The organism is Pseudomonas sp. CFBP 5748 (assembly GCF_053850495.1).
Map to the genome: position 1 here is coordinate 54,918 of NZ_JBSPTN010000005.1, position 12,113 is coordinate 67,030.

Annotated in this window: 13 protein-coding genes; 6 read left to right on the forward strand and 7 right to left on the reverse strand. The window is 61.7% G+C overall.

What is annotated here, in order from left to right:
- Positions 1–63: 63 nt before the first annotated feature.
- The 6 genes from ACWNZ1_RS12820 to msuE form a co-directional block, all read right to left on the reverse strand.
- The gene (locus ACWNZ1_RS12820; protein ID WP_135845758.1) at positions 64–1,131 is read right to left on the reverse strand and encodes a branched-chain amino acid ABC transporter permease; all 1,068 of its coding nucleotides are present in this window, start codon (positions 1,129–1,131) and stop codon (positions 64–66) included.
- A 12-nt stretch (positions 1,132–1,143) separates the two neighbouring features.
- Positions 1,144–2,025 (reverse strand): branched-chain amino acid ABC transporter permease, encoded by an 882-nt coding sequence (locus ACWNZ1_RS12825; protein WP_256453238.1) that lies wholly within the window; start codon positions 2,023–2,025, stop codon positions 1,144–1,146.
- A gap of 69 nt (positions 2,026–2,094) precedes the next feature.
- Entirely contained in the window at positions 2,095–2,877 is a 783-nt protein-coding gene (locus tag ACWNZ1_RS12830; protein WP_280944062.1) for an ABC transporter ATP-binding protein, read from the reverse strand.
- A gap of 13 nt (positions 2,878–2,890) precedes the next feature.
- Positions 2,891–4,048 (reverse strand): AMP-binding protein, encoded by a 1,158-nt coding sequence (locus tag ACWNZ1_RS12835; RefSeq protein ID WP_256453240.1) that lies wholly within the window; start codon positions 4,046–4,048, stop codon positions 2,891–2,893.
- 14 nt (positions 4,049–4,062) lie between these two features.
- Positions 4,063–5,160, reverse strand: a complete 1,098-nt coding sequence (gene sfnG / locus ACWNZ1_RS12840) for a dimethylsulfone monooxygenase SfnG (RefSeq protein WP_135845762.1) — start codon at positions 5,158–5,160, stop codon at positions 4,063–4,065.
- A 38-nt stretch (positions 5,161–5,198) separates the two neighbouring features.
- Complete coding sequence (msuE, locus tag ACWNZ1_RS12845; RefSeq protein ID WP_135845763.1) at positions 5,199–5,762, reverse strand: FMN reductase; 564 nt, start codon at positions 5,760–5,762, stop codon at positions 5,199–5,201.
- Between the two features lie 376 nt (positions 5,763–6,138).
- On the opposite strand from msuE, the gene ACWNZ1_RS12850 reads away from it, so the two are divergent.
- Complete coding sequence (locus ACWNZ1_RS12850) at positions 6,139–7,383, forward strand: acyl-CoA dehydrogenase family protein (RefSeq protein ID WP_265072107.1); 1,245 nt, start codon at positions 6,139–6,141, stop codon at positions 7,381–7,383.
- Positions 7,384–7,499: 116 nt separating this feature from the next.
- Here the strand turns inward: ACWNZ1_RS12850 and ACWNZ1_RS12855 are convergent, their stop codons facing one another.
- Positions 7,500–8,375 (reverse strand): LysR family transcriptional regulator, encoded by an 876-nt coding sequence (locus ACWNZ1_RS12855; RefSeq protein WP_135845765.1) that lies wholly within the window; start codon positions 8,373–8,375, stop codon positions 7,500–7,502.
- Positions 8,376–8,493: 118 nt separating this feature from the next.
- Here ACWNZ1_RS12855 and ACWNZ1_RS12860 point away from each other — a divergent pair, with 118 nt between their 5' ends.
- The 5 genes from ACWNZ1_RS12860 (at position 8,494) to ACWNZ1_RS12880 (ending at position 11,969) form a co-directional block, all read left to right on the forward strand.
- On the forward strand, positions 8,494–9,543 hold the full coding sequence (locus ACWNZ1_RS12860) for an SDR family oxidoreductase (protein WP_135845766.1): 1,050 nt from the start codon (positions 8,494–8,496) through the stop codon (positions 9,541–9,543).
- 40 nt (positions 9,544–9,583) lie between these two features.
- On the forward strand, positions 9,584–10,117 hold the full coding sequence (locus ACWNZ1_RS12865; protein WP_256454410.1) for a histidine phosphatase family protein: 534 nt from the start codon (positions 9,584–9,586) through the stop codon (positions 10,115–10,117).
- Positions 10,118–10,345: 228 nt separating this feature from the next.
- Positions 10,346–10,987: a CPBP family intramembrane glutamic endopeptidase gene (locus ACWNZ1_RS12870; protein WP_265072108.1), complete on the forward strand. Its 642-nt coding sequence runs from the start codon at positions 10,346–10,348 to the stop codon at positions 10,985–10,987.
- Between the two features lie 85 nt (positions 10,988–11,072).
- Complete coding sequence (locus ACWNZ1_RS12875; RefSeq protein ID WP_280944065.1) at positions 11,073–11,450, forward strand: hypothetical protein; 378 nt, start codon at positions 11,073–11,075, stop codon at positions 11,448–11,450.
- A gap of 18 nt (positions 11,451–11,468) precedes the next feature.
- On the forward strand, positions 11,469–11,969 hold the full coding sequence (locus ACWNZ1_RS12880) for a GNAT family N-acetyltransferase (protein WP_456027732.1): 501 nt from the start codon (positions 11,469–11,471) through the stop codon (positions 11,967–11,969).
- Positions 11,970–12,113 lie beyond the last annotated feature (144 nt).

Below are 12,113 nucleotides of genomic sequence, written 5' to 3' on the forward strand. Positions count from 1 at the left end.
CCTTGTGATGAAGCCAGTGATAAGCCAACAAAATGGAACTGCAAACCCGCTTGTGCGCATCGCTCAGTAGCGCAACGGCCACAGCCGTGCGCGCTCGCGAAAGCGCTGCCAGAGGCGCGCAAGGCCCTCTGGTTCCTTGATCAGGAACAGGATGATCAGCGCGCCGAATAGCATCTTCTGCAGGTTCTCCACCTGGCCGGCGTCCACCAGCCCGCCGGGCAGCAAAGCCACCAGGTTCGAGAGCAACACCGGAAACAAAACGATGAAGGCCGCGCCGAGAAAGTTGCCCAGCAGGCTGCCGAGGCCGCCGATAATGATGATGAACAGGATCTGGAACGACCGGTTGAGATCGAAGCCATGGGGCTCCACGGTGCCCAGGTAGGCAAAGGCCCACAGGGCACCGGCCACACCGAGAAAAAAACCACTGATGGCGAAGGCCAGCAGCTTGGTTTTCGCCAATGGGATGCCGATCACCGCTGCGGCGGTGTCCATGTCACGCACCGCCATCCAGTTGCGCCCCAGCTCGCTGCGCACCAGGTTCTTGCCCAGCCAGAACAGTGCCACCACGACTGTCAGGGTCAGCAGATAGCGCCCGGCCGGTGCGTCCAGGCTCACCCCGAATACGTCCAGGCGCGGCGCGGTGATCACGCCCGAGGCGCTGTTGTTGGAAAACCAGCTGAACCGGGTCAACGCCCAGGTTACGAAAAACTGTGCCGCCAGGGTCGAGACCAACAGGTAAAAACCCTTGATGCGCAGGCTCGGCAGACCGAACAGCACCGCCACCAGCGCCGCCGTCAGCCCGCCCAGGGCGATGCTGAACAACAACGGCAAGCCGGCGACACGCAGTTCGAGGTTGTAGGTGGCAAAGGCCCCCACCGCCATGAACGCCGCTGAGCCGAGGGACAATTGCCCGGCATAACCGGTCAGCAGGTTGAGCCCCAGCCCGGCCAGGGACAGCACCAGGAACGGAATCAGGATCGCGCTGAACCAGTAGTCATTCCCCAGCCAGGGCACCACGACGAACGCAACCAGCAACAATACGGCGAGCCCGTGGCGATCCTGGCGCAGGGCGAAGACACGGCGGTCCTGGGCATAGCGGGTGTTGAACTGGCCTGCTTCTCGATAAAACATGTGGCTTCTCCCCTAGACTCGCTCGATGGCCCGCTCGCCAAACAACCCGGCCGGACGCACCAGCAAGAACAGCAGCGCCAGCACATAGGGAAACCAGTTCTCGATGCCACTGCCGATGAAGGGCCCGAGGTAAACCTCCGCCAGCTTCTCCGAGGCACCGATAATCAACCCGCCGACAATCGCCCCGCTGATGGAGGTAAAGCCGCCGATGATCAACACCGGCAGGGCCTTGAGCACCACCAGCGAGAGCGAGAACTGCACGCCCAGGCGAGCGCCCCAGAGCAGGCCGGCGACCAACCCGACAAACCCCGCCACCGCCCACACCGCCACCCAGACCCGTTGCAAGCGGATGCCCACGGCCAACGCCGCCAGTGGGTCATCGGCCACCGCGCGCAACGCCAGCCCCAGTCGGGTCTTGTTGAACAGCCAGGACAACAGCAGCACCAACGCAGCGGCCGTCAGCGCGGCAAAAATGTCGAACTGCGACAACAACATCCCCCCCAACTCCAGCGGTTCATCGCTGATGCCCAGTTCCAGGCCGTGCACCTGGGCACCCCACAGCGCCTGGGCGAAACCCTCGACGACGTAGGAAAGCCCGAGAGTGGCCATGAACAGCGTGATCGGTGAGCGGTTGACCAACGGCCGCAGCACCACGCGCTCCACCGCCACGGCGATCAGCACCATCGCTGCCAGGCTGATGACGAACGCCAGCCAGAACGGCACACCGCGCTCCAGCAGGCTGACAAAGGTCAGTGCCGAGAACAGCACCATCGCGCCCTGGGCGAAATTGAACACGCCGGAGGCCTTGTAGATCAGCACAAAACCGATGGCCACCAGGGCATACATCACCCCCGCCAACAGCCCGCCAATCAATACTTCAAAGAAAAATTCCATGCCTGTTCCTGTTCTGCGGGCGCAACTTGCCTGCCCTCTCCAAACGGAGAAGCCTGCGAATGCCCAGGGTTAGTGGCGCGTGCCCAGATAGGCCGCAATGACCTCGGGGTTCTGCCGTACATCTTCGGGCGGTCCGTCGCCGATCTTGCGACCGTAATCGAGCACCACCACGTGATCGCTGATGCCCATGACCACGCCGATGTCATGCTCGATCAACACCACAGTGGTGCCCAGTTCACGGTTGATGTCGACGATGAAGCGGCTCATCTGCTGCTTCTCCTCGGCATTCATCCCGGCCATGGGTTCGTCCAGCAGCAACAGCCGGGGCTCCGCCGCCAGGGCCCGGGCCAGCTCCACGCGTTTCTGCAAGCCATAGGGCAACTTGCCGACCAGCACGTCGCGCCAAGGCTGCAAGTGCAGGAACTCGATGACCCGCTCCGCCGCTTCACGCTGGATGTCATCCTCGGCCCGAGCCCGGCCGATGCGCAGGGCCTGTTCAATCCAACTGCTGCGCCGCTTGAGATTGCGTCCGGTGAGCACGTTGTCGAGCACGCTCATGCCCTTGAACAAGGCGATGTTCTGGAACGTCCGGGCGATGCCGCGCACCGCCACCTCGTGGGCGCGCATCCGGCGCCGCTCCTGCCGGTCGAAACGTATGCGCCCGTCCTGGGCCTGGTACACGCCGCTGATGACATTCAACAGCGAACTCTTGCCAGCACCGTTGGGGCCGATCAAGGCGCAGATCTCACCGGTGGCCACCCGAAAACTGATGTCGGTAACCGCCTTGACGCCTTTGAATGACAGTGAAATATGCTCCAGCTCCAACAAATGCGTGGCGGCCGTGTGTGTCATGGGTCGCCTCCTCTCAGGCCAATTGCGAATGGCGTTCTATCCAATCGTCGGTGGTTTCTTTCACGGGAGTTTCTGGTGCATCCCACTCGGTCGAATCGCGCCAATGGCGGACCTGGATCCCCAAGGCCTCGAAAAACGCCTGGGTCTCGGGGCTCAAGGCATCCCCCACCAGCAACGGCGCGCGAGTGCGAGAAAAACCCAGGACGTCGCGCAAGGGTCGCCGGACCAACCAGTGCCCCAAATAGCGTTGCAACAGACCCGGGCGCGCTGCCAAGGCCCAGTCCACCAGCCGGCGCTGCCAACTGCCCGCCTCCGGCAAACGCGCCAGCGCCTCCCTGTGCAGGCGCGCGTAGGTCTCACGCGTGCCCGCCACCAGCGTCGGGCCCAGCTCACGCCGGTCACGATCACGGGTCGCCAGGTTCTCCGGGAAGTTCAGGCGAAAGCCGGCAATCAGCCAAGGCGCCAACAAGTAGCGAGCCTGACCGCCCGAGGCGAAAGCCCGGGCCGCCAGTGCTTCTTCCTGGCGCCCCAACCCTTCCCGTTGCACCAGGCGCCGACCTTCCTGCAACAGCTCGGCGTGGCTGATGCGTTGTTGCTCGATGGCCTGCGGGCCCTGGCGGTAAAAGACAAAAGCCGTATGCAGCGGCCGCGCTTGCGGCGTCAGTTCAGCGGACGTGCGCTCGGCCACCAAGGCCGAGTAGTCCAGCACTTGACCGAACGCGGCTGAACCCGACTGGCCACGCTTGTCGAGATAGATCACAACCTGCGGCCTCACCCGCGCAGCACACAGCAGAAGGATTTCCTCGTGCCCTTCGGCCAGTACGAAATCCGGTTGCAGTTCGCCGAGCAGTGACGTGCTCGACAGGTCCAACGGATCGATCAGGCTCGCCACGCCGCCCAACCACTGCGCAGCCAGTGCCGCCAGCAGCGCCTGCGGCCGCGGGCGGCTGATGATCGTCAGGGTCGCGCCCACCGAAAAACCCAAGGCCTGCAAGGCACTCGCCAGACTGTGCACCTCGTCAGCCAGCTGCCGCCAGGTTCGCTCCTGCCAAACGCCCAGGTGCTTATGGCGCAGGGCAATGCCGCTGCCGTGCCAGTGCGCCTGCTGGCGCAGCCACTGGGGCAAACTGGCCGGCATCGCGTGCCGTGGTGTGTCGGTGGACGTGACCATGTGCTCTCCCGGGCCTAAGCGACTGCCGCCGTTCTGGGCGCCACTGTGCGTTGTTCGAGTTCACGCACCAGCGGCAGGACCTTGCGGCCGAAATACTCGACTTCTTCCTGGAAGTGCAAAAAGCCCGCGAGCACCAGGTCAACCCCCACGGCCTTGAGCGCCACGATGCGCTCGGCGATCTGCTGCGGCGTGCCGATCAGGTTGGTCTTGAAGCCGTCGTTGTACTGCACAAGGTCCTCGAAGCTGGATTTGGCCCAGTTGCCCTCACCTTCCGGGCTGGACTTGCCGGCCTGTTTCGCCGCATCACCGAAGGCATTCACCGCTTCGGGGTCGGCCTGGTCGATGATCTGGGCGAGGACCGCACGCGCCTCTTCCTCGGTGTCGCGGGCGATGACGAACGCGTTCACCCCGACCTTGACCTTGTGGTTGTTGGCCGCGGCTTTCGCCTGGATGTCATCGACCTGAGCCTTGATCCCCTCGACGGTATTGCCGTTGGTGAAATACCAGTCGGAGACACGGGCGGCCATGTCCCGGGCGGCACGTGAGCTGCCGCCCTGGAAGATTTCCGGATGCTGCTGCAACGGCTTTGGCTTGAGGGTGTAGTCATGAAAGCGGTAGAAGTCACCGCGAAAGGTGAAGTTGTCGGTGGTCCAGATGCCCTTGAGTGCCGTGATGAATTCCTCGGAACGGCGATAGCGCTCATCGTGCTCCAGCCACGGTTCGCCAATGGCGGTGAACTCGCCCTTGAACCAGCCCGACACGATGTTGACCGCCACTCGGCCGCCGGTCAGGTGATCGATGGTTGCGATCTGCTTGGCCAGCACCGACGGCGTCCATGGCCCCGGCAACACGGCGGCGATGACTTTCAGGCGTGTGGTGGCGGCCAGCAAGGCGTGACTGAACGCCACCGATTCATGCTGGTATTCGGCACCGTACCCGGCGGTAAAGCGCACCTGGGACAGGGCGTAGTCGAAGCCTGCATCCTCAGCGATTTGCGCAAGCTTGCGGTTGTAGTCGATCCCCCAGTCGGTGCGCTGTTCGATCTTGCTGACCACCAACCCTCCGCTGACATTGGGCACCCAGTAAGCAAATTTGATCGTGTCCTGGCTCATTGCATGTACTCCACGGCTCGTTGAAATGAAGTGATTGATCAGGCGGCGCTGGCGTTGCGCCGCACATCCGGGACAAGGCTCAGCAACGCCGACTCGACAGCGCGCTCGATGCGCTCCAGCACCTGCGCGCTGGAGATCCCGTAGTGAGTGAAATCGGTTTCGCTGGCATACACCCCCACGGGCAGACTGAGGGCCTGGAAGAAGCCGAACAGTGGCCGCAACTGGTGGTCGATGATCAAGGCATGGCGATCGGAACCCCCAGTCGCGGCCAGCAGCACCGGCACGTTTTTAAGGGCTTCGTGATGAACGAAATCGAATAGATGCTTGAACAGGCCGGTGTACGACGCCCGATAGACCGGGCTCGCCGCAATCAGCAGATCAGCGCTTTCAATGGCCTGCAGGTCTTCTTGCACGGCGGCGGGCAACGCCTCGCGACGCAGTACGCCGGCGAACTGTGGACCGATCCTGGCCAGCTCGACCAAACGCACCTCGATCGGCAATTGCTGCCCGAGCCTTTCCACCAGCGCCTTGAGCAGGACCAGGGTGCGCGACGGTTGCTGCACGCTGCCTGACACCGCCACCACTTTGAATTGCTTGCTCATCACTTACCTCATGCCAATAGACGCCGTCGCAGCGTCTGCACAAGGTCTACAGCAGCAACCGTGCCACCTTAATATTCCGTTATTAATCAAATACTTAATAGGTTAAGACAATCTCTGTGCTGTCGCCCGACCGACAAGCTGTTGCTGCGCTGTTGCCTGGGCAACACCGCGGGGTGTCGTTGCTCGCGGCGATGACTGTTGCCCAGCACACAGTCGCGCAACAGATTGTCCGCAGGCCGACACCCCTTTCCCCCATGAGGGCCGTGCAGCCCCAGGTTTTACGGGCCTTTGACGTCAGGCATGGAGCGTGCAATGGCTCCAGGCACCGGCAGGTCTTCAGCCTGCCCACCCTCTCGTCATCAGTAGGAACTTCATCATGACCGCACAGCAACAACACCTGCCGCCTGTCCTGTCCACCGGCACTGACTACCAAGCCTTGGCCGAGCGGTTTCGGCCGATTTTCGCACGCATCCAGAGCGGCGCCCTGGAGCGTGAGCAGACCCGCAGCCTGCCCTTCGAACAGGTCAAGTGGTTGAAGGAAGCCGGCTTTGGCGCCGTGCGCGTACCGGTCGAGTTCGGCGGTGCCGGGGCTTCGCTGCCGCAATTATTGCAACTGCTGATCGAACTGGCCGAGGCCGACTCCAACCTGCCCCAGGCCTTGCGCGGTCACTTCGCCTTTGTCGAGGACCGCCTCAATGCCCACGCCAGCAGTCCACAGGACACCTGGTTCAAGCGCTTCGTCGAGGGCGATCTGGTGGGCAATGCCTGGACCGAAATCGGCGCGGTGAAAATCGGCGAAGTCGGTACCCGCGTTTCTCGCCAGGGCGATCAATGGGTCGTCAACGGCACCAAGTACTACAGCACCGGCAGCATTTTCGCCGACTGGATCGACCTGTATGCCCAGCGTGACGACAACGGCAGCGACGTGATCGCCGCCGTCAATGTCCACCAGCCGGGCGTCAAGCAAAGTGACGATTGGGACGGCTTTGGCCAACGCACCACCGGCAGCGGGACGTCGGTGTTCGAGAACGCCGTGGTCGAGGCCGAAAACCTCATCGACTTTGCCACCCGCTTCAAGTACCAGACGGCGTTCTATCAACTGGTGTTGTTGGCGGTGCTGGCCGGCTCCGGTCGCGCAGCCGTGCGCGACATCACCGAGCAGGTGAACAAACGCACACGGATCTTCAGCACCGGCAATGCCAGCCAAGTCAGCCAGGACGTACAAGTGCAGCAAGTGGTCGGCAAGGCCTCGGCCCAGGTCTACGCTGCCGAAGCCACGGCCCTGCGTGCCGCGGGCGCCTCGCAACGCGCCTATGAAAGCCGCTTTGGCCGTAACGCCGAGGCCGAGCACACCGCCAACATCGCCGCCGAACTGGAATCCGCCCAGGCCCAGGTGGTGATCTCCGACCTGGTGCTGCGCGCCACCAGCGACCTGTTCAACGCCCTCGGCGCTTCGGCCACCAGCACCGGCAAAGCCCTCGACCGCCACTGGCGCAATGCGCGCACCGCCGCCTCGCACAACCCGCTGATCTATAAGGAGCGGATCATTGGCGACTGGGAAATCAACGGCACGGAGCCGCCGTATGTCTGGCAGATTGGCAGAGGGTCCAAACAAGGCTGAGCACTGAATCTGCGGGGTAGATCATTGGGGCGTATTTGATTCATGGTTGCGAGGGGGCTTGCTCGCGAAGGGGGCTACTGCGCAGCCCAGCGCGAGCAAGCTCCCTCGCCACGGGGTTATCTGCTGTCCATGGAAACGGCTTCGATCAGCACCTGTTCCAGGATGGCAAAAAAACATTTGATATGGGCCTGTTTCAATGCCTGTGGCCGGGTCACCAGATAAACCTCCAAGTCTGGAAGCTCGATCTGCGGGAACACCTCGACCAGGTCCTTTGCCAGAATCCGCGGCAACACGCCTACCCCCATACCTCGTCTCACCGATTCAAGCTGTGCGGCGAAGGAGCTCACGCTGATCTGCGCTCGCTCCAGGCCCGCGGCTGTTGCCGCACGCATTTGCGGCAACATGTCCAACGGCGGCAACAGGGCAATGTTGGCCGCAGTGGCCAGCGTCATGCCGGGAAACCGTTGCAGATAACTGGCAGCCGCGAAGACACCGTAGGCGAATTTGCCGATGGGGCGATAAATCAGCGACGGTTCGCCCAAATGGGCCGTGCGTACCGCAATGTCCGCCACGCCGCGGACGATTTTGTGGAAGTCTGGCGTTGACAGCAACTCCACCGAACAGCGCGGATGCAAAGCAGTAAAGCGACTGGCGGCCTCCAGCACGCCAGATGAAAAACCCTCCCCGGCACTGACGACAACACTGCCCGATAGCTCCTTGGGCTGCTCGGACAGGTCCGCCACGGCTTGGCGTCGCAAACCCGATTCCGCAGCCAGGGCAACCTCCAGCAGCGATTGGCCGCGCGGGGTCAGCCAGCATCCATCCACGCCCCGCTCCACCAGTGGCTCACCCAGGGCGCTCTCCAACTGGGTCAAACGGCGGGACACCGTGGACGGTGCTATCCCCAGCAACTGGCCCGCTTGAAGAAAGCTGCCACGCCGCGAAACCGCCAACAGCAGGCGAAGATCATCCCAATTTGCTTGCAACGCCATGCGTCATCCTTCCCTGGTCTGCATATATGCAAAGCCATTATGCAGCAGCCGCTGTTTTTCGCGAGGGGCCTGGACGGTATATCTACACGCCGTCAAAACAACAGGAAGGATTCGAACCATGTACAGCGTCTTCGTCACTGGCGCCACGGGCTTGCTGGGCAACAACCTGGTGCGTGAATTGATCGCGCGTGGCTACGCGGTCAAAGCCCTGGTCCGGTCAAGGGCCAAAGGTGAACAGCAGTTCGCCAAGCTGCCACGGGTGGAACTGATCGTGGGGGACATGGCCGACGTCGAGGCCTTCGCACCGGCGCTGCAAGGCTGCGATACGGTGTTTCACACGGCGGCATTCTTTCGCGACAACTACAAGGGCGGCAGCCACTGGAAAGCTCTGGAAAAGATCAATGTCACCGGTACCCGGGAGCTGATTGACCAGGCCTTCCGCGCCGGCATCCGACGGTTCATCCATACCTCATCGATCGCCGTGCTCGACGGGGCGCCCGGCACATCCATCGATGAAACCTGTTTGCGTGCCGAGGCCGACGCGGATGACTACTACCGCAGCAAGATTCTCGCCGACCGAGTCATTCTGTCGTTTCTGCAAGACCATCCCGAAATGCATGCCTGCATGGTCCTGCCTGGCTGGATGTGGGGCCCCGCCGACATTGGGCCGACCTCCTCGGGGCAGTTGGTCAACGATGTCGTGAACGGCAAATTGCCCGGCCTGATCCCCGGCAGTTTTTCCGTGGTCGATGCCCGCGATGTGGCATTGGCGCATATTGCCGCTGCCGACCATGGGCGCCGGGGAGAACGTTATCTCGCCGCAGGCCGGCATATGACCATGGGCGAACTGGTGCCTGTCCTTGGACGCATCGCGGGCGTCAAGACACCCGCTCGACAAGTACCGCTGCCCCTTCTATACATACTGGCGGCGGTGCAAGAGCTCTATGCCCGTATCACCCGCAAACCGGTTCTGCTGAGCATGGCCACCTTGCGCCTGTTAGTGCGAGAAGCCGGCCGCAGCCGGTTCAATCACAGCAAAAGTGAACAAGAGCTCGGCGTACGCTTTCGCACGCTGGAGCGGACCATCAGCGATACCGTGGCGTGGTATCGTGAGCATGATTGGTTCAAAAACTACAGTGCACCTGCCTCGCAGGAAAAACGCACCTGATACAAGGACGTCACAGACTGTGCCCAGAGAAATAATCCTGATGCGTCACGGCCAGCCAAAACTGGGCGCGACCGCCAAGGTATCAGCGCTCGATATGAAAGACTGGATCGAACACTACGACCGCTCGGAAATCACTCATCACCCCGCCCCGGATGCCAGCCAACAGCTCGCCGCGACCGCCACGGTCATCGTTTCCAGCTCCGCGCCCCGTGCGCTGGCCTCTGCCCTGGCGCTAGGCCTGGAGCCCACAGTCGTCGACGCGCTTTTCTGTGAAGCGCAACTGCCTTATGGCCGCTGGAAATGGCCAAGGCTCTCACCATTTACCTGGGCGTTCATCCTGCGGATCTTATGGTTGTGCGGCTACTCACGCCGAGTTGAATCCGCAGGTGCCGCGAAGCTGCGTGCCAACAGCGCAGCGCAACGGCTGCAGGTACTTGCCGGCAATGGCCCGGTCCTGCTGCTGGGGCATGGCTGGATGAATCGAATGATCGCCAAGCAATTGGAGGCAGACGGCTGGACTCGTCAGAAGCGCAACAGCAGCCAGTATTGGAGTGCGGCGGTCTACCAGGGCTAGTCCCCGCGGTTTTTTTACACCAGCGCACAGCCTGACAGTATTTGACCTTGAAAAATCTGCCTACTTTTCCACAAAGCCGCTAGCAACCCATACCAGACGGCCGAGAATGCTGGCAGCATGCCTTTCCTTCTTTGCACTCATGGAGTGACTGTGACGAATCTTGGTGCCGCCCCTCAGCTCCTACCCGCCCCCACTTCTGCGGGTTACCGCTTCTTCCGGCGATTGGGCATGTTCGTTCTTGCCACCCTGGTGTTTTTTCTAGCCGCAATACCCGCGGTTCTCCTCATACCGGCAGAGTCGTACCTATCGCTTACCGCCACGATGGGCTCAGTCGCGCTTATTCTCCTCGCCCTGTTCGTCTGGCAATACCGTGCCGATTCGCGCGCCCAACTGCGCGGTAACGCCATCAGTAAACCGCTGCGGGTCGGCGCGCTCGGCATCATCGGGGCCTATGCGCTTTGCGGGGTCGCCATCGCCGCGCTCGGGTTGCCTCAAGAGGCCTTCATGGCCGAATTCCTGGCAGGCCTCACCGGTTGGCAACTCGCGATCAAAGTCGCCTCACTGATCGTGCTTCCACCCATCGCCGAGGAGTTGTTTTTCCGCCATTACCTGCTGCGACTGTTCCCCTACGAGAACAGCGCTGCCTGGAAATGGATCGCGATCATCGTGACGTCGGCCATCTTCGCCGGCATTCACATCCAATACGGTAACTGGACAACCGTCGCGCTGCTCTTTGCTTGTGGCTGCGTGCTCGCCATCGCGAGAATCAACAGCGGTGGCCTGCTGGTCCCGATACTGCTGCACTCGCTGGCGGAGATCATAGCCCTGACCACTGATGGGGCCTTTCGCCTGTTGGGGCTCTACAGTTGATCTACAAGTACCTGACTTCTCGGCTGGCCAGGCAACTGGTCTTGGGCGTTTTGGCAGCACATCACCCCTCCAGGCATTCGCAACAATGAAAAATCATACGATGGGTTATGCCCTGGCTGCTTTGGCACTTTCAATTCCGGCTGAGCCAGCACAAGCCGCAACCTGGCAAATTTGCCGCTTGGAACTGCGTATCGTTGAAGTGCTGAAACAACCGTATCCGCAGCTACAGGCCCAGGTCCTGAAAGTCAGTCCGGCATCGACCAGCGCAGAATGCCCGGAGGCAGGGACCACGCTCACTTTCACGCCAGAAACGACTGATTACCAAGCCACGCTCCCCCGCCGGCAATGGCCCAAGAAAGGCCAATCGGTACGTATCGATTACCGGTATCTGGATGGCATATGTAAAGGCGACGGCAACAGCTACGCCTGTCGTATCAAGCACTACCCGTTAGCGGGTCGATAAAGGAAGGTCGGTGTGAGCATGAACCCTGTCACCATTCGTACCCTGCACAGTTCGGATACTGAAGCGTTACTGGCCTTTGAGCTGGACAACCGCGACTGGTTCGAGCGCCACATTGACCCTCGCGATCCGGCTTTTTACTCGGTGCAGGGCGTCACCGAGCACATCGCAACATACCTGTCTGATTTCGCCGCCGGAACCTGGCATCCATTTGTCATCGAAGATTCTGAGGGGAAAATCGTGGGCCGAGCGAACCTCAAAGACATCGACATGGCCGAGGGGTCAGCAGAGGTCGGCTATCGGATAGCCCAAAGCGCCTGCGGACAGGGACTGGCGACACTGGCGGTGAAGCATCTGATCCAGCAGGCTCAGGCGCACTGGAACCTTAAACGCTTGGTGGCCCACGTCTACGCCGACAATATCGGCTCGACCAAAGTACTCAAGCGGTGTGGTTTCCTGATCGAGCAATTAGCGCTGCACGAAGGGACAGAACGCGATTATCGGTTTGGCCTGTGGGTTTAGGAAGGTGGTACGCGGATCCCCTTTGGGCACGACGACCAAGGCGCACCATTCAAGTGACCGGCATTTATCAGAGCCGTCGCGAACTGCACTGCATACGTCCGGCAGCCGTAGATAGGACTGGCGAACAAAGCGCAGAACAGGCAA